Origin of the sequence: Algibacter sp. L4_22, assembly GCF_023473045.1 — a bacterium.
GTDB lineage: Bacteria > Bacteroidota > Bacteroidia > Flavobacteriales > Flavobacteriaceae > Algibacter.
Window position 1 is genome coordinate 118,396 of sequence record NZ_JAMCOK010000001.1, and the last position, 23,102, is coordinate 141,497.

Annotated in this window: 13 protein-coding genes; 2 read left to right on the forward strand and 11 right to left on the reverse strand. The window is 31.7% G+C overall.

The genetic code is table 11. From position 1 onward, the window contains the following. The first annotated feature begins 272 nt into the window (after positions 1-272). A complete protein-coding gene (locus M4I23_RS00505; protein WP_249753080.1) occupies positions 273-551 on the forward strand; it encodes a hypothetical protein in 279 nt (92 codons plus the stop codon). A 414-nt stretch (positions 552-965) separates the two neighbouring features. Beyond that, positions 966-1,127 carry a hypothetical protein gene (locus tag M4I23_RS19885; protein WP_368736168.1) on the forward strand — a complete coding sequence of 54 codons (162 nt, stop codon included), beginning with the start codon at positions 966-968 and terminating at the stop codon, positions 1,125-1,127. Positions 1,128-1,216: 89 nt separating this feature from the next. Here M4I23_RS19885 and M4I23_RS00510 read toward each other — a convergent pair whose 3' ends face one another. The 11 genes from M4I23_RS00510 to sprA all read right to left on the reverse strand — a co-directional run bounded on the left by M4I23_RS00510 (position 1,217) and on the right by sprA (position 23,101). Further along, positions 1,217-2,983: a glycerophosphodiester phosphodiesterase family protein gene (locus M4I23_RS00510; protein WP_249753081.1), complete on the reverse strand. Its 1,767-nt coding sequence runs from the start codon at positions 2,981-2,983 to the stop codon at positions 1,217-1,219. 68 nt (positions 2,984-3,051) lie between these two features. Next, positions 3,052-5,553 carry a TonB-dependent receptor gene (locus M4I23_RS00515; protein ID WP_249753082.1) on the reverse strand — a complete coding sequence of 834 codons (2,502 nt, stop codon included), beginning with the start codon at positions 5,551-5,553 and terminating at the stop codon, positions 3,052-3,054. Between the two features lie 270 nt (positions 5,554-5,823). Then, positions 5,824-8,040 carry a heparinase II/III family protein gene (locus M4I23_RS00520; RefSeq protein ID WP_249753083.1) on the reverse strand — a complete coding sequence of 739 codons (2,217 nt, stop codon included), beginning with the start codon at positions 8,038-8,040 and terminating at the stop codon, positions 5,824-5,826. A 118-nt stretch (positions 8,041-8,158) separates the two neighbouring features. After that, complete coding sequence (locus M4I23_RS00525) at positions 8,159-10,471, reverse strand: chondroitinase-B domain-containing protein (RefSeq protein ID WP_249753084.1); 2,313 nt, start codon at positions 10,469-10,471, stop codon at positions 8,159-8,161. Between the two features lie 98 nt (positions 10,472-10,569). Beyond that, on the reverse strand, positions 10,570-10,719 hold the full coding sequence (locus tag M4I23_RS00530) for a hypothetical protein (RefSeq protein ID WP_249753085.1): 150 nt from the start codon (positions 10,717-10,719) through the stop codon (positions 10,570-10,572). Positions 10,720-11,061: 342 nt separating this feature from the next. Next, complete coding sequence (locus M4I23_RS00535) at positions 11,062-13,161, reverse strand: energy transducer TonB (RefSeq protein WP_249753086.1); 2,100 nt, start codon at positions 13,159-13,161, stop codon at positions 11,062-11,064. Between the two features lie 156 nt (positions 13,162-13,317). Beyond that, positions 13,318-14,112, reverse strand: coding sequence for an energy transducer TonB (locus M4I23_RS00540; protein ID WP_249753087.1), 795 nt, complete (start codon positions 14,110-14,112; stop codon positions 13,318-13,320). Between the two features lie 128 nt (positions 14,113-14,240). Further along, complete coding sequence (locus M4I23_RS00545) at positions 14,241-14,960, reverse strand: energy transducer TonB (protein ID WP_158845798.1); 720 nt, start codon at positions 14,958-14,960, stop codon at positions 14,241-14,243. 61 nt (positions 14,961-15,021) lie between these two features. Next, entirely contained in the window at positions 15,022-15,399 is a 378-nt protein-coding gene (locus tag M4I23_RS00550; protein ID WP_249753088.1) for a VanZ family protein, read from the reverse strand. Beyond that, positions 15,392-15,772, reverse strand: a complete 381-nt coding sequence (gene gcvH / locus M4I23_RS00555; RefSeq protein WP_158845803.1) for a glycine cleavage system protein GcvH — start codon at positions 15,770-15,772, stop codon at positions 15,392-15,394. Before gcvH ends, M4I23_RS00550 begins: the two co-directional genes overlap by 8 nt. A gap of 99 nt (positions 15,773-15,871) precedes the next feature. Next, on the reverse strand, positions 15,872-23,101 hold the full coding sequence (gene sprA, locus M4I23_RS00560) for a cell surface protein SprA (RefSeq protein ID WP_249753089.1): 7,230 nt from the start codon (positions 23,099-23,101) through the stop codon (positions 15,872-15,874). Position 23,102 lies beyond the last annotated feature (1 nt).

Below are 23,102 nucleotides of genomic sequence, written 5' to 3' on the forward strand. Positions count from 1 at the left end.
GAATACTAATAACACTAATTTAATTGTTAAATGTCGTCATTTTTATTTATCTCAGAGGTATGGCAAAACCCCAAGAATTTCAAATAACAGAGAGTTAATTAGATTTGATTACACTCCGAAAACAACAACCAAATTTTAGGCTCGAAAAAAGGATTATTTAGCTATTAGCATTACAGAAAAAAAGATTCAAGACTAGAAATGAGCTCTCAGAATATTTAAACATAAGCCCTAGAACTCAAGAACGTTGGGCAAAAGAGTATATTACCAATGGTTTGCAAGGTCTACTAACAGATAAACCAAAAAAAAAGTCTAAAATCATCACAAAAGAGATTCACGATGGGCTTTCAAAACGTTTAAATTCAAACGCGCATGGTTTCTTAGGCTATTGGGATGCACAACAATGGGTCTTATCACAATATAATGTTGATGTTAAATACCATTTATTGAGGCAATACTTAATAAAGCATTTTAAAACAAAGCTTAAAAGTCCTAGAAAATCTCATTATAAAAAAGACGACCAAGCAGTAAATACTTTTTTAAAAACCACCTAATACCTTAAAATATAATAGATTAAGTCTAAATAAATATAAGTGTAGTGATATAAATCTATATTTTCAAGATGAAGCTAAGTTTGGTATGATGACCCATCTAAGAAAATATCTAACCGCATCTGGAATAAAGCGTATTGTTTCCTACCTACAAGTTTTAAAACTATATACTTATATGGCAGTTATTCGCCTATAAATGGTGATATTTTGTATGGGAAATTAATGGAGTAGACACTATTATTTTTGAAACATACTTAAAACAATTTTCCTTATACAAGCCAGAAGGGTTTAAAATTGTAATTATAGACAATGCAGGGTTCCATTCAACAAAAAACATAGAGGAACCTGAATATATATATATATATATATATATTCAGAATACCTCCATATTCCCCTGAACTAAACCATTGCGAACAAATATGTCAATACATGAAGCAACGTTATAAAAATCAGCGATTTCAATCTATGGAAGACTTAAGGACCTGGCTACACGAATCTGTCAATAATATGAGTCGAAAAACTATTAAATCAATTACCGGAAACCATCATTATTTAAATGCTTTTATAGCGACATTATAAAATGAAATTGGTGTTAAACATCAATTCTTCATAATTTAGTATGCCCTTGACACTCTTCTTTTTTTTATTAAATGGTTGAAATAATTGACTTATTTTCTTAAAGGAATTGCAATATTTGGATAATCTGTAATAATACCATCAACGCCTATTTTAAGTAAATTAATCATATCCTCTTTTTTATTTACGGTCCAAGGAATTATTTTCATATTACTATTATGTATCGTTTCAACTTCATTTTTATTCAATAGAATGTAATATGGGCTGTATATTTCTGGAACAAAACTTAACATTTTCATATTCGTTTCAAAATCATTTTGATACGTTAAAAATGCCAAAATAAATCCTGGATATGTTTTATGAATATATTCTAAAACTCTTGAATCAAAACTTTGTATCGTTATTCTTTCTAACGGTAATTTCGCGTTTTTTAATTGCTCAATTACAAGATCAGAAAATTCAGCAACAGAAGGTTGAAATCCGTTTTTTTCGTCTGTTGGTGTACTTTTAATTTCAATATTGTAACGAATTTTATCATTTTCCGCTTCAGCAAAAGCGATAACTTCAGACAATAATGGTTTGTAAGTTTTTTCTTTTTCCTGCAATAAAAACTTCGGATTTCCAATAGAACCAACATCGTAACTCTTTATCTTTTTGTATTTATTTTTATAAATATTAAAAGCCAAAGCATCTTCTTTTGTGATATTTTTTCCTTTTGAATCTAAAGTAACCTCATCATTTAACCAAGGCTCATGAGAAACAACTACCTTGTTATCTTTACTAATAACCACATCTAATTCTAACGTGTTGACACCTAAAGCCAATGCTTTTTCAAAAGCTTGAATGGTGTTTTCTGGAGCTAAACCTCTAGCACCTCTATGACCTTGTAAATCAAAACTATATTTTTGTTGTTTCTCTAAAATGACATCATCTATAAACGCCAATGTTTGATTGTATACATTTCGCCAATCTTTAGACCTTAAATCGCAACCTATAACATGATTTCCTGCTTCTGGAAAAGCTTTTTTTACTTTTTTATTTTCCGGAGTTCCTAAACTATCAAACATTTTTAAAATTGCCGGAACAGAAACAACTTGATCTTGCTCTTCTTCATTTTTATAATAATAACCAACAAATGTAGGCGTTTTTACTTTTGAAAAAGTTTGAGGTGTCATGGTCTTTATAATCATCTTAATTAAAGCTTCATATCCATCTACATGATAAATTGTAGACCAGTATTTTGCTTCTTCTTCCGGTCTCGTTTGTTTTATAATTTCACTTCCTTTGTTCATTTTTATAAATCCTGCTTTACCTTCTGGCGTAACAATTGTTTTAAAAGCAGGATTTATAAGATCTATAAAAGGAGAATACATGATTAATCCTGCAATAGAACTATCTTCTGAAGCTAACTTTAAACTTAAAGATCCACCTGTAGAAGTACTTACTAGAATTACTTTTTCACCAATTAATTTCCCGATAGATAACGCTTCCTTTGCTGTTTCTAAATAATTTTCTGGAGTTAAATCTTTAAAATTATCCGCTCTTTTAATACCGTGCTCTTTTAAACGTGACATGTAAACATTAGCATTATATCTTTTAGAAAGTTTACTCATAATGGGTTCTCCTTCTCTACTACTTGCACCAAAACCATGTAAGTACACAAATGCTATTGGAGATTGTTTTTCTTTGTAGTTTTCTGACCAAATAATTCTGGCTTGATTGTTCGGCTTTATATTTTTAGTGTTGCTTTCTTTGGCATTCACAATATTTTCTATGTTTTTTACTGATTGTATTTCTTGTGCTTTAATAACAAAACCAAAAGTTATTAAAAATATAAATGTGAAAAATGTTTTTTGCATACTTATTGAATTTAAAAAACTATCCAATAAAACGTATTAGATAGCTTTTAGTTTTACTAATATTTATATTAAAACGTTGCTTTTACTTGTACTCCAAAAAACCTTGGAGCACCTGAAATAAAAGTAGGAATACCAAATGCACCACCTGTATTCCCTGCATCAACAATAAATTCTTTATCTAAAGCATTCGTCATATAAAAATTAATTTCATAATCTTTATTAATAACAAAACCGGTTCTAAAGTTCAATAAACCATATTCATCTTGAGAAATATCAGGTAAATTTGTTTCTTCAAAAAATACTTTAGATTTATAAGTATATGTAGGTCTAAAGAAGTAATCTAAATTTTTATTGACATCTAAATTGATATTAAAACCTGCTGAAAATGAGTTTTTAGGTGTTAATCTAAATGTGTTTCCAGCTAGTTCTTGTGGATTTCCATCAGCATCTTCATCATCAAAAGAAGCATCTATATAACCATAATTAGCAAAAAAGCTTGACGTTTTTGAAAAAGCATATTGTAAAGCCATTTCAAAACCAAAAGAGCTTGCATTACCGCTATCTTCAGTTGTATTTGTTAAAGCCCCATCTTCTAATTTAGCTACCGATGTTTGAAAGTTTGAATAATCATACATATAGGCATTTACATCAAACTGTAATCTATTATTTAAAAATAATGATTTTGCACCTACCTCATAAGACCAAACAATTTCATCAGATAAAATATTAGTTTCTGTTGCTGTTACATTGATCACATTAGGTCTTCTACCTCTAGAGGTTGTACCAAATAATGTAATCTCTTCATTTATTTCATAATTTACAGCAAAACGACCCACTGCTGATAAAAAGTTTTCACTAGCTTCTATTTTACCATTTGTTGGTGCAAATAATGTGTTTGGATAATTTCCTGATAAATACCCTAAATAAGAAGGTGTTTCTGTATCTATAACCTCATAAGCGGCATTTATATTTTCTAATGTTGCTCTTAATCCTAATGTAAATGATAATTTATCAGTAACATCATAAGAAGCATCAGCAAAAATATCTCCAGAATAATTTTTCCCGTAATTTGTATAAGCTTCTTTATTAAATGAATTTAATGGTGCGCCTGCAATTGCACCAAATGTAGTTGGGTCGTTTGGAATAGCTGATAATAAAACTGGAACACCACCAACAACAAGGTTAGCAGGATCTAATAATAACATAGCCACACTTCTTTCATCATACTCCCAAGGCACACTTTGTGAACCATCTTCATAAAAGAAGTTAGTTCCAAAAAAACCTCTAAACTTATCATCATTATCAAAATTAAATCTAAATTCTTGACTAAATTGTTTTCCTATTGATATTTCATTAAAGAATAACGCAGGTGCAGCAGTTCCATCTGCATCAAAAGCTTCATTAGAATCAAACTCTCTATAGGCACTTGTAGAGGTTAAATCCCAAACATCATTAAACTCGTGTTTTAAAATAGCTGTTACACCCCAAACTGTTCTGTCTAAACCTAAATCTTCACCTCTTTCTAAATCAGCAAAAGTATTTGGATTTGTATCTCCACCTAAAGGTGCATAAGTTCCACTTTTAAAAGAAGTTCCAGGTGGTGTATCTTTTTGCCAATTTGCAATGACGTCTAAATTGGTATCAGCATTTATTAGATATTTAAATGAAGTTCTAAAAGCCAACGTTTCTTTACCGTTTAAATCTCCACCAGAAATATTTTCAATAAAACCATCTCTTCCATTATAAATTGCGGCTGCTCTAAAAAACAATTTATCTTCTACTAAAGGCGCATTAAAATGTCCTGTAGCTAAAAATTGATTAAAATTACCATATCCTAATTTTATAGATCCAGATTTTTCATTTTTCGCTTTATTTTGGATAATGTGCATGGCTCCTATTTGAGCTCCTCTACCAAACAATGTTCCTTGCGGGCCTTTTAAAACTTCTACACGTTCTATATCGTATAATTCTACAACTGAACCTCTAGACTTACTAATAGAAACTCCATCTTGAAAAATAGAAACTCTTGGTTCTACTCTAGAATCTCCACTATCACTTGTAATGCCTCTAATTACAATACCTGGATTATTAACACTTTGAATTTGCACTTGAAAACCAGGCACATATTCTGACAAAGCATCATATTCAAAGGTTCCTTGATTTTCAATAAAGTCTGTTCCATAAGATGTAATGGCAATTGGAACGTCTTTATTTTTTTGTTCTCTTTTTTGTGATGTTACTAAAACACCTTCCAACATATAAGAACTTTCTTTTAATGTAAAATTCTGAATAGTTTCTGTAGTTGTAATTTCTACCTGTTTATTAATTGTATTATACCCCATGTACGATACTTGAACTACATAAGTATTATTTGGAATTTTTTCTAATAAAAATGTTCCATTAACATCAGACGTTGTTCCCATAGACAGATCTTTTATAAAGATACTAGCCCATATAATTGGTTCTCCTTGTTCGGTAGTAACTGTACCTTTTAATGTGCCTGTAGTTTGGGCATTAATATTGATTATACTAAACAGTATAAATGATGTAAATAAAAATTTAAAGTGCATTATTAATTGGATTTTAAAGAATTGGTATAAAATCCAAATTTATGGCCGCAGTATTACAACCTTGTTAGGTTAATGTAATTTCACAGTTACTTTTTTATCTGTATTTAGTTTATTTATATGAAAAATTTACATAATCATAATTCATTGGATACATTATATTAATTTTGAATATTCGTTTTGTTGTATCCCTTCTTAATCGGGTCATTCCAAAAATAACAAATCTATCAAAGAGTTTTCCTTTTGTTTTATGATAATTAACCAAAAAAATATTTAAATTTTAATCAAAATAACTTCTCCAGGTTTTATTAAAAATGCTTCATTAATTTTAGATGTTTTCACTTGAGTCTTTACATCTTGTTTTCCTAAACATTGAATTGTTAAAACACTATCAGAGTATTTTATAAACATATCCGAACTTTCAGAAAACTCAATTTTAACACTATTCAACTCCAAAGATTTTGCCGAAAAAAGCACGACCTCATGTCCTTTAGACAAACTCGAAGCAACTTCTCCTGTAATGTTATAACTTGAAGTATTTAGTTCCCACCCTTTTATTTTGGGCATTTTGGCATTTTCATCAATTCTATTACTATAACCCTCATAAGGATATAAAGCCGTAATAAAACTGAAATTATTTTCGTTCATTTTTGAAACTACCGACCATTGTTTACCACGTTGTCCAGAGTTTAAAACAGCATCGGCTTTATTTATTTGTAAAATATCCAATCCAGAAGCATCATCGAAACTAGAACGAATTAAATTCGCTCCTTCTTCTAAAGTATAATGCCCTTGCCAAACCTGTTTATAAGTATGCTTTTCTTCAGATGTAAAATTATCTTTTACAATCCAAAAATCATCCTTTAGATAAATGACTTGTCGGTTATATTTAACACCTATATTTTCAAACCCGTCATGACTTCCTATAAAAATATCTAAATCCTTATTTTTCTCCCACGCAGTTATTTTTGGCTTAGGTAAATTTAAAAACTTCCCAAAACCGCTTCCTCCTTTGTTAGACGTATATTGTTTACCTATTAATTCATCATCAACCAAAGCCACATTTTTTGTCATAGAATTTTTAAAAAGCTCCAAATCTTCCAAGGAATAACGTACTTGATAATTTGGCAAAACAACTTTTCCGTTGGCCATAGCTTGAACACCTAACATATCCCCATGCTGATGATCTGGCTTATCGGTATCTAAACCAGCAGAAATAATCATCATTTTATCATTCTTCTCCCAACCTTCACGCATTATGTAATAACCTGTAGTTGCAAATTCTACCGATTTCATACTTGGCGATTTAGATTCAATATTACTCAACATCTCTAACTGCTTATCGGTAACATACCAAAACATTTTAGCGTCTACCTGACTATTGGCAAAATAGCCCATTTTAGGTGAATCGAACAACAAATAACCCAACGTTAAAGCGCCAGAAATATTATTTTTTTCCGCCCAAGGATCATCAGTATCATCAGATAAAACAGGAGCCGATTTATCGGGATACGCTATTTTTGTTAAACTTACAAAAAGGGATTTCAATCTATCTTTCCAAAACGGACTCACATCTAGATTACTCATTTTTGCAAGCTGATAAACGTAATAATAATTACCAATATCACTCATATGATAATGTACCGTACGCTCAAACTGAAAACCATCATCATTTATTTCTTTAGATAAATGCTCTTCCAAAAGTTTCATAGCGTGATTGTACCATATATCTGTTCCTTCAAAATCCCTAAGTAATATAGAAAGCATGGCTAAAGCCGACAAACCTCTTGTTTGGTGATTACCTGCATGAAACTTAGCGTTATGTTCATACAAATGCTGACCATGCTGTAAAAGCGTTGCTATAGTGATTAACTCATCTTCATCTGTATAACTTTCTTCCCCTAAAAACAAATTATGAATTTGCAACCAATTTAAAACTCGGTAACCAGACCTAAATGATTCGAAAACACCATTTCCATCCTCTATTTTTTCGTATTGATCAGAAGCAAGCGCAGTGTTTAAAGACTTTAATTGATTTTTAAAATAATCTAGATATGTAGTGTCCTTGTTTCTATAATGATATAAATAAGCGATATCTATCATTTTATGCTGGCGTGCCAAATGCCTCATAGCATAAGCGTTTACCGGTTCTCCATTTTGGTAGTTAAACGGGAGTTTCCATTGTGGAGCATCTGGAAATTTTGCCATATGATCTTTGGCTCGCTCTATATGTGATTTTTCCGCGGAAACGTATAAACTTTTATACTCTAAAAAGCGTTCGTCTTTATTCTTCCAGTTGAAAAAATAACGTTCGGAAAATTTTTCTCGCAAATAATTAGCAAGAACTGCTATTGATATTTCACTTTCATTACCTAATTGAACCTTTACACTTTCCTTTAAATAATTAGAGAGTTCTTGATTTTTAATAATACTTCCAGAAGGAATATCTTGAGCGTAAATAGGTGAAATTATTCCAAGAAAAAACAGCATTAAAATTAATTTTGAATGCTGCAAACTTCTTTTCTTTAATATAAAATATACTTTAATTGAAGCTGTAGAACAAAACATTTTAATGCTGTTTTAATGATTTTTTAAACTGAAGCGTCTTTTAATACATTAACGTCATTTTTAAATTCTCTTCGGTTTTAATTTTACCAGAATTATTGAGTTCGTTATCCGATTCGTAATTCTCTTTAGCTCCCCAAAGAATGGCAACATAATCAACCTTATTATTTTTAAAAGTGTTTTTTGTAAGATTTACATAAACAATACCTCTATGATTTAACAACATTTTGTTTGGTTCTTTTTCTCCACAATTAGTAAATGTGCTGTTTGTAACGTTTAGATTCCCACCAATGGTAGACTCATCGTAACCTCCGCGATAATAATCAATCACGTTTTGTTTTACATTATCAAACGTACAGCTATTTACTGTTAGATATTCTGTATTATAATCACCTCTATCGTTTGTTTCTTCAGATAATTCTAAACCATTTTCACAATTTGAAATCGACGTGTTTTCAAACGTGATTTTTTCTGCAAACGATTCTTTATACACTTTTAAAACATAATTAAAGTCGCTTATCTCACAACCAGAAACTGTTAAGCCAAAATGGTTAGACATGTTTTCTTTTAAACTTGCAAAAGCATAATTTGAATTATTTCCTGTAAGAATAATGTTTTTAATATTTAAAATTCCGTAAGGATTTAGCTCAAATACCGGCGTATTCTCTAATCCTTCAAACACTATTTCAGCCTTATCGCTTCCTTTAGATTGAATTGTAATGGTTTTATTAATTACTATAGATTTTGACACCTGGTATTTTCCAGGATTTAAAGAGATAATGTCTCCAGCTTTAGCCGTCGCTATTTTAGCTTCTAATTGTCCTTTAGTTGCAGTAACTTCTATAACATTAGGCTCTATAATTTCAACTTCATTAGAATACCAGCTAGCTCCATATTTAGTTTTATCTAAAATTGGTGGAGCATTTAATTTTCCTTGAATTGTTGCACCGATAGAGTTATTATCTACTCGAGAATTTCCAAAAAGATCTTTGGTAATGGTTTCAAATCCAAAGCCTTGATAAATATCAAATTCACCTGTTAATTTAGGTAAAAAAATATTCTCACTAACTTTTGTTAATTCAAATTTATTGGGCTCAATTCTCTCTTTGTTACCAAAATCTACACCTTGATTATTAATAATGTTATTACTAAATCGAACACCATCGGCCTTATCATGCTCAATAATTACATTTTTATCTCCTGTTTTATTATAAATAATATTATTAGCAACGTTAGTTCTAAGGGCTCTTGCCGAACGAATTTCCGATTTTGGTAACACATCTGCTTGAGCTATGTTAGTACCAACTCCAAACTGCCAAGGCGATTTACAATTCACATAAGTATTATATGCCACCACAACATCTGTAACTTGATTATATCTATTTAATGGTGATTTTGGTATTCCGTTCATAACAGCCAATGGGCTTCTGAAGTTTTCACCAATAATATTATAGAAATAATTATTTATAACCCAATGTCCTGTGTTTACAAGTCTAATTCCTCCAAAGTTTTTATTCACACCATCTCCAATAAAATAATTACCATCAATAACAGCATAATTACCATGGCGTGTTACCACAGAACCTTCACTTTTATAGAATACATTATTTCTAATTTCATTGAAATTTGTTTTGCTAGAAATAATTTCTACCTCTCCATTACATTCTTCAAATAAATTATTAGCAATAGTTGTATTACTTGGCGACATAGATGTAAAACTACTACCTAATTGAATAGACTCTCCTCGCGCACCACCTTTTCTTGGTCTTGGACCAAAATGATTATTTACAATTTGATGATAATTTCTAATACTTTGATTGCCTTTTAAATCTACTCTAAGTGTTGGACCACCATTAGTTTTACCGGCAATATAACAATGATCTACTTGATTATGTTTTCCAAAAAGTTGAATCCAAAGATCATCTTTATCACGTTGTTTTTGGTTGAAATCTAAAATCACACAGTTGGTAACCCTAGAATAGTTCGCTACTTCTTCTTCACTAGTTCTAAATGCAATAACATTACTTGTTGGTGTATAACCATTTCTAAAATACAAGCCTTCTACAATTAAATAATGTCCCGCAATTTCTAAATTAGAAACACCTTCAATGAATACTTTTCCAGGAGTTTCTGCACTTAAAGTAATTGGAGCTTTCTCTGTTCCTTCACCAACAAACTTTATTTCTACATTTTCCCAAACACCATTTGCTAAAACAATATTATCTCCGGCTTTTGCATTTGTTATAGCTTCATACAACTCCTTATTAGTCTTAACTAGAGTATCCGAACTCTTAACACTTTCCTTGCAGGAAAAAGACAATGCAACTACCAATAAAAGGCAAACTAACTTATTCATAAAAAATATTTTTGATAATTTAAAAATAAACAAAAAAGAAGGCCAATTACAACAAAGACCTTCTTTTAAAAACAACTAACTACTCAACTATAATTTTTTTAACCAAGCTTATTTTTTAAAGTGCTCATTCTTAAAAGATAAACACCACTATTTAAACTTGAAATATCTATATTATTATTTACTAAATTCTTTCCTAAAATTAATCTTTCATCAAAAGTGCTATATATTTCTACAAATACCACAAGCATAAAAGAAAAAAGCGTTTTGTTTTCATACTTAATTTAGGCGAACAACATCTTGGAAAACCAAATTGGTTAACCAGATTGGTTTTCCAAATATATGCATAATTTCAAGGTATTCAAATTTTTTTAACACAAATATTTGATAATTGAGCATATTATAAGGTTAAAATTCTATAACTTATATAAACGTTAGAACATCCACTAACACCTTCCCGCTTAACTACCTCATGTAAATAAAGGCCTTTACGGAATATATATTAAAAATAAAATCTAATGCAACGAGAAATCGCCTTAATAAGTTTGAAGAAAAAAAATTAAAAAAAAAGGGATATAACTCTTAAGATGAGACTAATAATCGAAATACCAATTAAATAAATCGGTTCTAATTCCGAAATTAAACCAAACAGTATTGTTTTTAAACGTTGTTGTTGTAGTTGCGTCTGGGTTAAAATTTCGAACAGTAATATCTGTAAATATTTTTAAGTTGGACGCTGGATTAACAACATAACCCGCTTGCAAATTACCATTAAAAATATTGGTTTTTATTCCCTGCCCTACTTCTACACCAGAGTCGAATGGACGATCGTTATAGTTTTTGTAGATATCACCACCGTAACTAAAGCTGTCTGTATCATCATTAAAATCTAAACCTCGTACACCAAAAATTAACTTAGCATCTGCAAACCACCGTTTGTAATGATAACGACCAATAAATATAGCTTCACTAAAATTTGCGCCCCAAAGATGCGCCATAGACTGATTATTATGTCCGTAATTTGTAGCTATCGTGTTATGCGAATACGTGTAAGGACGAATGCGATTATATTCAAATTGAAGCAGTAAATTTTCAACCTTAAAAGCATTAAAATATTTAACACCCAATTGATAACCAAACTTATTCTTCCAGCTTCTCTCTCCTGCTTTTACATCGGCTAGGGAAAATTCATCTAAAACAAATTGGCTATATAAATTTATATTATCATTCCACTTATATTTTGCTGTTGCTCCCATTATAGCGTTTCCAGCATCTTGACCTGTTTCAAACTCTATAGCTCTATAAAAAATAATAGGGTTTAAGTAATTTACATCAAAACCACGACTGTTTGAGTCTGTCCAAATTACAGATTCAAATAAACCTAAATTAAATCGTTTTGAGACATTCCAACTTAAATAATGGTTAGCCATATATTTTGTTAGAAACGCACCATCTTCAGTTACTTCTGGACGTACATCCTTTAACCACATCCATGTATTGGTGTATTTAATTTTCCAGAATTTAGTGTTTAATTTTAGAAACGGGTGCGGACTAGCAACATCGCTCAATAATAAAGATCGGTAACCATCTCCAATAAAGTTTTTACCATGACCAAACTGGACATTTATAAATTTTGCAGGCGCATAAGACATATAAGCCTCCGCTACCGGATAATCATAAGAATCCGTTTTAAATCGTTTTGCAATACCACGACCGGGTATAATTGCAGGATCGGGACCAAAAGCTTTTAAACTCTCGGCATATCGATTTACATAATCGGCAAAACGTCCTTGACTTTCAAAAACAGAAGCTTGGAAATTAAATTTTTCACCCAAACCACCTTGCACTAAAAACCCACGTGTATTATTGTAAGTTGAACTGAATTCGGCATCTGTATCTTTACCTACTTCTAAATCGAAAACAGGATCGATTGTAAACCAATAATCATCACTTTGTAACTGCACCAAATGCTCATTCCAAAGTTTTTGTCCAGCCCATGTTTTAGTTTCACGTTCTAAAGCTTCTTTTTCCTCATCAAAATCATAATACGGTGCTACATCATCATAAACAAATGGTTTTGAAGCTGTGTGGCTGTTTGTACCAACAAGATTCATTTGTCTATCAAATTTGGCATAATCACTATGTGTAAACTGAATATTTAACTGACTGTTATAGGCTTTATTTTCAAAAGCTTTTAAATCCTTATCAACTTTATCAAACTCTTGTTTTGCTTCTTCTTCTAATTTAGAAATTAGATTTATGTCATTAGTTTTCTTCGTATCTAAACTTGTATCAACTAAAGGAATTTTAATTTGAAGCGAATATTGCTTAAAAGTAGCGCGACCGTTATAAGTAGCAGGTTTAATTTTAGGGAGATCTGAAAACACTCTTTTTGCTTCCTGTTTTAATTCACTATAAACAGCATCGACATAAATTACTTTAAAATAACCTGTTGTATCCACTTCAAAAAGCACAACCACTTCACCTTTATAATTTTCTCTTATCACCTTTTCGGGTACCTTAAAACTATTATAAATATGTGCATGAACTTGATTATCGAAACATTTTTGTTGTTTATCAAAAGAAATGCTATCGCAAGCAGGAAACACTGGAGGTTTTTCTGAATACGAGCTACTTTGAGCATTCCCAAAATATTGAACCAAAATAAAAACTAGTACAAGTATTTGTTTCATCACTTTACTGGGTATTGATAAATAGTATAAAATTTATTTAAGCTCGAAAGATACTATATTTTTTAGATTTTGAAGGGCAACAAACCTTCTTCATTTAAACAACAAAGCCGTTAACCTATATAGGTTAACGGCTTTTGCTTAATTATATTGAGTATTTTAATTTTGCACACTAAATACTATGGGCAAAGTATAAATAACTCCTACATTTTTATCTCGCTGTTTCCCAGGGGTCATTTCTGGAATTTTATTGATAACACGTTGAGCTTCTTTCTCTAAATCGGGATGTGTTCCTCTCGTTTTTATATCAGTAACATGTCCTGTTTTATCAATCTTAAATTGAGTTCGAATTACTTGTTTTCCCGATAAGCCAAGTTCACTACCTAAATTGGTGTCAAATTTTTTCTGAACTAATTTGGTTATTTTCTCAGACATACACTTTCGCTTATCTAAATTGGTTTTTCTGTTTTCACAACCTGGGTAGATAGGTACCTCTTCAATAGTCATAAAATCTACTGGAGGCTCTTCTATTGGAGGACCTACAACTACTACATCTCCAATCTTAATTGGATCAGACGTTGTCTTCTGCTCTGCTTTTTTAATATTTAGCGCTTCTTTAAGTGGTTCATCATTATCAATCACCTCAACCTTGTCTATTAACTTTGTTGATTTTTTTGGTTCTGATTGAACTTCCTTTACTGGTTCAACATAAACTCTAAAATTTTCAATTCGAATCTCTTCTGGTCCAGGATCAAAATTAAACCCAGTATCTGTGGGTATTTCGGATTCAAACTTCATTTCAAAAAGTCCGTATACCATAAATAAACAGATGATTAAACCTACTTGAAAGTAAAGGGTGGAGTTTTTTTGTAAATTTGCATCATGCTTTTGCGACTTTTTCACGATTTGCTCATTTTGCCGAATGAGTTCGTGAGTTTCCTTTGGATTACTCATAATTATTAAAATTTAAATGTTAATATTATGATAAAGTTGCAATAAGCATACCAAAAAAGAAATCCCGCTACAGAAATGTAACGGGATTTTATATTTATATCACTGTTAGTTAACAGCCATAAAGAAACTTAATCTTGAACTTGGAATACAATAGGTAAAGAGTAAGGTACTGTTACTGCTTTTCCACGTTGCATGCCTGGTTTCATTTTTGGCAACATATTGATAACACGTGCTGCTTCTTTTTCTAAACCTGGATGCGGTGCTCTTGAACGAACTCCAACAACATTTCCTGTTTTGTCAATTTTAAAGATTACGTTTATACGTTGTCTTCCTGAGAGACCTAATTCACTAGCCAACTCAGTATTAAACTTCTTAGTAACGAATTTTTGAATTTTTTCTGACATACAAGCTTTCTTTGCCGCATTGTTTCCTTTTTCGCAACCAGGAAAAACTGGTACGTTTTCAATAACTGCAAAAGGAACTTCAATATCTTCTTCAACTTCCATAACCTCTACTTCTTCAACCTCAACAATTTCTGTTTCTTGATCAACTTCTGTAGACTCTATAACAGTCTCTTCAATTTCCACTTCATCCTCAACAATCTCAATAACATCTGGAGCTGCTGGTGGTGGTGGTGGTGGTGGTGGAGTTTGCATTAAGTTTGTAATTGGAATTTCTTCTTCAATTACTTCATCCATACTTACCACTCCTATATCGGTAACTACATCATCATAAGTTTTAAAATTAATAGCATAGTTCGTTAAAAATAACATTAACGCTAAGCCGATTGCAAAATAGAGTGAACTGTTACGTCCAACATTTGCTTTAGGATTTTTTTTAGGTTCCATAGATTTAATTAGTTTATCAAGATTGCTAAAATAACTATTTATTTATCAAAAAAACAAGTCTTTATTGCTTTTTAACTTGTATTTTATTTATTCGCCACAATATTAAAGCCGTTAATAAAGCTCCCGAGGTGTTCGCTATTACGTCGTAAATATCCATTGAGCGATAGTCCGTCATTGTACCTTGTAACACTTCAACAACTATGCCAAACACTACTGCAAATACAGTTGCAGATAATAAAGCTCTCATTTTTTCAAATTTTATATTGAATATAAAAGCACCATACCACAGAACTACAAAAACAGCATATGCACCAAAATGAAATATTTTATCACCATTAGAAACATTTACCTTTGGCATGTCTTTAAGCGACATTAAGCAAGCCGCACTCAAAACAATGGTATATATAACAGCAAAGACTAATGCGGATTTTTTAAGCACCAATAAGAGCTTTATAATCATCGGCAGACATTAACCCATCAATTTGAGAAATATCAGAACATTTTACCTTAATCATCCATCCATCTCCGTAAGGATCGGTGTTTACCTTTTCTGGCTCATCTTCTAAAGCTTCATTAAACTCAATAATTTCACCTGATATTGGTAAAAACAAATCAGATACCGTTTTTACAGCTTCTACCGTTCCAAAAACTTCTTCAGCCTCTAAGGTTTCGTCTAAAGTTTCTACTTCAACATAAACAATATCTCCTAATTCACTTTGTGCAAAATCGGTAATACCAATTGTAGCAATATCATTGTCAACTTTAATCCACTCGTGATCTTTTGTGTATTTTAATTCTGCTGGAATATTCATTTTAATTTTATTTATTAAATACTATTAATTTGTAAAACTGATTCATTTAAGTTTTCACAAATGTATTTATTCAATCTTGAATTTCAAATAGATTATTTATTAATTCCCAAAATTATATCTAATAGTAAATCCTGAACGAATAGTGGTTAATGGAAAAGCTGTAGAAATAGCATACTCGGAGAACGAATAATCGAAATAAAAGATACCCGTTAAGTTTTTACTAAAGGCATAATCTGCGGAATACTTCAATCCCCAAATGGTTTGCCCAGAGGTTACTTGATTGTTTTCAAGATCTAAATAGCGAATAATAGTTTTATTATCACGTACCGAGATATCGGCTTTCATATTTAAATCGCTAACAATACGTTTTTGCGGACCAGCCAACTTCGATCTAATTCTTAAATCTTTAATTCTATACCCTAGTCCTATAATGTATTCGTTACCTATTATCTCTGTCATTAAATTATTATCGAAACTTAATGATAGTAAACGGTCCTTTTTAATTTCAGCTAGAATTTTTACGGAATTTTTCATTTCCATATCAATTCGTATTAACGGACTAAACATTTCTGTTAAGTTAATGTTGCTAAATAGACGTTCGTTTTTATAATTTCCAGACTGATCCTTGGTATCATCAGGTTGATCGTCATAGGATAAAGAGAAATCTACTTCATTATAATCTAAATTAGTTTGAAACTGATTTATAGTATAAGTTGAACGGTATCCATGTGTTAATGAGAAACGCTTGAAACGCTTTTTAAACCATTCCATTTTCATGAAACCAGAATATTTTAAATCCCAGTTTGGTATTGGCACATTTCTAAATGCACTCATGTTTACTTTATTAGCATCTGCACCTGTGTAAGCAGCTAAAAACGCTGGTAATAAAACATTCTGATTATTTTTACCGAATCCTTTTGGATAACCATCATCGTCTAAATCGTTAATATCTGCACCATTTTGAGCGGCTAAACGGCGAGCAATAGTAAGTCTGTTACTTCTAAAATCGTTAAACGCATCTGATACCGTTTCATCACTTTTACTAAAAGCCGTTTTTATTAACAATGTTGAAATATTGAAATTCCCAAACGTATTTGGTGTTAACCCAACATATTGATTATCGTTATTAACATCTACTCTATAATTTTCTGTGAAGTTTTTATAGTAAGTTCTATTAGCAACAATATCAATTTTTAAATCTTTTACCGGCTCTAAACTTGCAGACACATCTAGTTGTTTTGTATTGGTAGATGTAAATTGTTGATTAAAATCTTGATATAAAGTAAGCCAACCATTACGCGCAGCTAAGCTTCTAATATCGCTTTGGCTACCAAAAGTATACCCAAAAGAAGGTTTAAGCGTTCCTAGAAAACCAGGTGTTTGCGTATAACCTGGTAAGTAAGTCCCGTTGTTTTCAGAATAATTAAATTGAATTCTTTTAACCGATGTTAATATATCTATACCAGCGTTTAATAATTTGGTACTAGATTGACTTTTAACCTTAGATTGTTTTTTATCTTTTCCTGAGGTTTTAGAACCTGGAGGTCCAGCCGTTCTAGTCCGTATACGCCTAATTGGTTTTTTAACCAAACCAATATATTTATACAGCTTATTCATATCTAAAGATGTATTAATATTGTGCGTATTGGCATTCTGTATGGTGTTTCCTAGATCGTAAGTTTCACCATCTAGTTCTAAATTACCATATAAATCCGATCCTTTTTGCCATTGAAAATTACCCGTGTACTGGTAAGTAGCATTAACAAAACTAAAGGTTGGAATTTTATTAATAGGCAATTGATAAGTAACTCCAATATTTTGCATTTGCCTATTAGGATCTCCAAAATCTAAAAAGCCATCCCAAACATCGAGTGTAGGATCTTGCTCACCATTAATAATATTGTCCTTAAAATAATTACGAACAATGTTATTATTAGAAGCAGTAAAATTAAATTGAAGCGACTCGGTTAAATTATAATTTATGGTATACTGAAAATCGAAAGTATAATTTCTTCTAAATAATTCTTCAATTTCAATATTAGAACTTCCTGACAAATCGGAATCTCTAAATTTTTGTCTATTAAACTGACGGTTTAAATCTGTATTTACAGTGAAACTTGTCGGCAGTAAATTCAAGTTAAAATCTTTTAATATTTTCCAATACTTTCCAGTGAATAATGAATCGTTCTTTTTAAAAGGCTGAATAGTAACTGGATTGAAGTTGTGCGCATAATTTGCACCAACACGTACCGTTTTATTAATCGATTTTTCTATTTCGAAATCACGATGTTCTACTTTGTTATAAGAATAGTTTAAAGTAACATTCTCAACATCATAGAATCTTGGTTTAGAATCACCTGTTCTATTTTTTCGTACACCAATTAAATTAATGCTTTGGCGTTTAGTATAATCTTCCGAAGTTTGTTTAATACGTTCCTTATCAGCGTTTGTTTCTGCTGCGTCTAGTCGTGAATCTAAAGTTAAATCTTCGTAATATTGATCGTATTTTGGCGTAATTAACTCTTCACTTTGTCCGTAATTAAATGGTACCTGAATCCCCCATTTTTTAGGCAATAACTGTCCCACGTTAACATTAGTAACAACATCGTACTGTTTAACATCTTCCAAACTACGTTGGCTTGGCCCTTGCTCAATAGATCCAAAACCAGATGTGCTTTGGCTTCCTGTAGCACTAATACTTGCAAAATCGGCAAAGTTAGTATCCATACTAACTACAGCTGCCCAGCCACCTTCGTTATCCATATCGGATAAACGCATTTCGTTAAACCAAACTGCACCACAAACATCGCCTTTATCTTGAGAAACATTTTTAACCCCAACCATAAGGGTTCTAATGTCTCCAAAATTAGGATTTCCTTTAATTCCTACACGATGGATGCCTGAAGTATAACCTGTAAACTCATCACTTACTATACTAAGTTCATCATTTATAATATCATAAAATGTTGGATCTTCATTCGATAAAGTCATATCTGAAACTCCTTGGGCTTTAACCTTTCCTAAAATTTCAATAGGAATATTAATTTCATTAACCGTTGGCCACAACCCTTCTCTTGTAGTAGACTGCGAAACTTGTAATGGTATTTCTATTTGATAGTAATTCTCGGTTAAATCATTACCCATTCTAATAAAACCAACGAGTTCCTCATCATTTAAATTACCAGAATCGTCATCATCGGCATGCATAAACATTCTTAAACGTTTATACTGGCGCATATCGAAACTCACATTTTTATAAACTCCTCTTGAGTCTTCTGCTTCTAAATCACAAGCTTTAAGCACCAAAGATTGTTCATTTTGCTCAACTACCGTATTGTTATTATAAAGTTCTTCAGGTTCAATTCCTGGAGGTCTCTCGTAACTTCCATCGTTTTCAATGGTACCAATAATTTCAACAGAAAAATCAGTATCCGCATCGTATGGAATATCGTTATTCAAGGTCTGTGTATATCGGCGCCAATCACTTCTAACCAAATCTAACGTACCAAAACGGAAAACCGTAGGTTGCACAAAGTCCTTTAAATAAATTCTAGAAAAACGTACAGAACGTAAGTCACTAATACCACCAATTGCGACACGATCTTTTCCCTCAACAGGGATTCTAAGTTGATACCATCTTACCATAGGAGTCTCACCATTTGGAAGTGTACGCTCTTGTTCTTTAAAATCTCTTAAATATTCCTTTAAAGGATTACTATCAGGAATATTATCAAAATTCGCACGACTTGTTGGTAAATATTGTGGTTGAATATCTAATTCATATTCATAATAACTATCAATCGTGTTCATGGTATTATCACGGTTAATATCTTCTACATCAGGTTGTGTATTTGCACCACGATCTGTATCGCTAAAAGAATCGGGAGTATTACCTTCAACACCATTATATTTTTTATAACGATCGAAAATATCACCTTCAGCATTTAAAAAATACTCGTAATTATCATTTGCAGGATCATCCAAGCCACTATAGTTACTGTAAATAGCAGTAAGCTCAGGATCATCATCAATTACTGGTGTTTCTCCAGAATCGGGATACCCATCGTAACCAACATCTTGATTAGTACGCTCGTCTCCCGTAGAATCGAATGCATAAATCAAAGATTGGTTTTGAGGCACAACCGTTCCCCAAGCTGTTTTTTGAAGCAAATCGATATTACCATCATCAGGCAATCCGTTTTCATATAACTTTCTGCCATCTTTTATAATATCTTCCGAGATATTTCCTAAGTTAAAAACTAGTTTACCACCTGGATTAGTTTGATTTTCTTGAAACGGATCTTGCAACCAAAACTCGATATACTCTACGTTTTGCTGCTCAAAATCTGTTGAAGTTAATTGGCGCGTAATACCTGCCCAACTATCTCTAGCTTCTGTATTATCAATACCGTCTGCAGCTGCAGGATCGTAATTATAAGGACCACGTTCTTGTGGATAATATGCTAAATCTAACGTGTAAATTACAGAATTTTGACCTTGAACTAAATCTCGATCTGGAAACAACTCGTTAATAAAAACACGACTTGTGTAAAGACTAGACATATCCTCATCTGTAATTTCACCTGGTCTTTGGCTTGTATAAAAAATAGGATCTATAGAATACCAATTCAACATGGCACGTTGGTAGCCGTTTTGGATTCCATTATCATCTTCATTACCATTAGTAGGTGTGTTTAAACCAATAGGTCTACTAGATAAAAACCAAGATTGCTGCGAACGTAAATCGATTGCGTTTTGCGAACCTTCAAAATCGTCTATATAAGATGTTGCCTCACCATCTAAGTCCGTTCCGCTAGGAGAACCTGGTAGTAAATAAGCAACTTCACCACGAACAGAAAAGTTAGATTCTGCATCGGTATCTATATTCGGTAATTTATTTACCAAGCGTGTTAAAAACGGAACTTTAGTTGCATAATTCCCGTTAAAGCCAATAATAGTATTGTTTATTGGTTCGGTACCATAATTTGCTTTTTGAGTAATTGGTCGTTCATTTAAATTTAAAAATGTTCCGCCTAATACAAAATTCTCATTAAACTTATGTTCTACATTAATTCCAGTGAAACGCTTAGTTTGCTGACCAAAAACAGCATTATTTTCTGTTGAAACTTCAATAGGTGTGTTTGAAGCTTTTAAAGATTCATCTAAAATCTGAACTTGCCCTAATTGATAATTTACAGTATAATCTATTCCTTCAACTAAAACACGACCACCTGCGGTAACTCTTACCGAACCTGGTGAAAGATTAAAGCCACCAATAGAAATACCATCGCCACCCGATGATTTATAACGTCCTTTTAGTTTGAATTTATTCTTTTCGCTCTCGTCTAAAGCTTTTGTTTTTGTACTTTTATACAGTACATCGTAAACATATTTTTCTTGATTTTCGTTGTATGATGTATCATTTTCATAATCACCACCACCTAAAACATCAAATAAATATTCTCCAAAAGGTTCTGCATTCGGGAAAATAATTTGTCCGTTTTGAGAAAGTACTGTAATCCCTTCTACATAATCGAAAAAACCATCACCACTTGTTTGCGGATCGTTATTATAATTTAACTTATCTAAATTAAAAACACGCAAAAGCGGTTGCTCTTCTAAAGGTTTCTCTCCAGGTAATGGATCTGGAAAATCGGTTGTACCAACTGGTGTAATGTAATTTAAAGGTGAAGCTTCATTATAAAAAATATTCAATTTAAAATCTTCCGAACTTAAATTGTAAGCACCTGTATCGTAGATGTTTTTCATCATTAAATCCCAGATAGGAAGATCGACATTGGTAATACTACTTTTTAATAATTTCACAACTAAATTGCTATTTACAACTTGGGTGACATCACCATTCGTATTTGTTGTTACATCGGTTGCGCTAACACCATCGTTAGCAAATTCCCCTACTTGATATACCTCACCACCTATGGTATATTGAAAGGCAACAGCTAATACTTCATCACTATTTAAACGTTGATTTAATGAAATATAACCTAATTCAGAATTTAAATTATATTCCTGACCACTCGTTAATTTTCGAGCATTTTCAAGAGTTGCATAATCAAAACCTTCATTAGTACCCGATACTTCTATACCAGATTTTATAGTTGCTACATCTCTAATACTTGTATTTAATTGAGAGGTTGGACCAACCACATTTATTTTAGTTGGATCGAATGCATTATTATCATTTTTAGGAAGTGCACCAAGGCCACCGAAAACATTAACAGCAGAATAGACCTTATCACTTTCTCCTAAATCCTGAAGTGCAACAATGTTTCTAACGTTTTCTGTTCTATTACTTCTGTTAGTAATCCAAACTTCAATTCTTGTAATTTGTAATCCTTTTGTATCTAAATATGGGTAAGTTTTTAAAGCTTTATCGTAATTATCTCTAAAATATTGTGCTAAAAAGAAATGTCGGTTTTCATCATAATCTCGAATAAACAACTCAAAATCCTCAAGAGTTCCACCGCCTTGTGCAACCACCGTATTAGATTCCGATCGTTGTTCCGAGAAAACACCAGTTATAGTTGTTTTACCAAATTGTAATTGGGCTTTTACACCAAATAAACTTTGAGCACCTGTTATTAAAGAACTATTTAGCGGCATACTTACATTACCAACTTCTATTTTCTGAATAATATCATCCTCGGTTGGAGTATACTCTAATTTTATAAGGTTTTGAAAATCGAACGTAGATTGTGTATCATAATTTGCATTAATCTGAAGTCTTGTACCTACCTTTCCTAAAAGGCTTAAACTGATACGTTGATCAAAATCAAACGTGAAATTACTTCTATTTCTTGGTGAAAAAGTGGGATTATCTTGTTTTGAAAATAAAACACCCAAATCCATTTCTACAGAACCTTGCGGGATTACTTCTATGGTACTACCGCCAAAGATAGATTCAAATAAATCGGAATTCACATAAAACTCTGGTAATAGATTTTTTTGAGCATCATCAGAACCATCCTTTTTACCAGAAAAAGCATCAACTTTTTCTTTATAATAACTACTTAAATTTTGTTTTGAAACCAAAGCATAATACTCCTTTGGTGTTAAAATTACAGGATAATTAATATTGAATTGCCCTATTTTTTCGGTATAAATATAACGATCGGTTAATGGATCATAGGTGTATTTAGACTCAATACTGTTAGGTCGTGATGTTTTTATTTCACCTTGCTGATACCCTTTTTTTACTGAATCCTGTTCCTTTTCCTGTCCCCAAGATGCTATTGAAAAACACACCATGGACACCAAAAAAGCGACATGTTTTATTGATTTAAAAAAATAAAGATTAGTTCTCTTCAAA

Excerpts from the sequence above, each read along its gene's own strand:
- M4I23_RS00510 (WP_249753081.1), bottom strand. The coding sequence starts at position 2,983 with ATGCAAAAAACATTTTTCACATTTATATTTTTAATAACTTTTGGTTTT.
- M4I23_RS00515 (WP_249753082.1), bottom strand. The coding sequence starts at position 5,553 with ATGCACTTTAAATTTTTATTTACATCATTTATACTGTTTAGTATAATC.
- M4I23_RS00520 (WP_249753083.1), bottom strand. The coding sequence starts at position 8,040 with ATGCTGTTTTTTCTTGGAATAATTTCACCTATTTACGCTCAAGATATT.
- M4I23_RS00525 (WP_249753084.1), bottom strand. The coding sequence starts at position 10,471 with ATGAATAAGTTAGTTTGCCTTTTATTGGTAGTTGCATTGTCTTTTTCC.
- M4I23_RS00530 (WP_249753085.1), bottom strand. The coding sequence starts at position 10,719 with ATGCTTGTGGTATTTGTAGAAATATATAGCACTTTTGATGAAAGATTA.
- M4I23_RS00535 (WP_249753086.1), bottom strand. The coding sequence starts at position 13,161 with ATGAAACAAATACTTGTACTAGTTTTTATTTTGGTTCAATATTTTGGG.
- M4I23_RS00540 (WP_249753087.1), bottom strand. The coding sequence starts at position 14,112 with ATGAGTAATCCAAAGGAAACTCACGAACTCATTCGGCAAAATGAGCAA.
- M4I23_RS00545 (WP_158845798.1), bottom strand. The coding sequence starts at position 14,960 with ATGGAACCTAAAAAAAATCCTAAAGCAAATGTTGGACGTAACAGTTCA.
- gcvH (WP_158845803.1), bottom strand. The coding sequence starts at position 15,772 with ATGAATATTCCAGCAGAATTAAAATACACAAAAGATCACGAGTGGATT.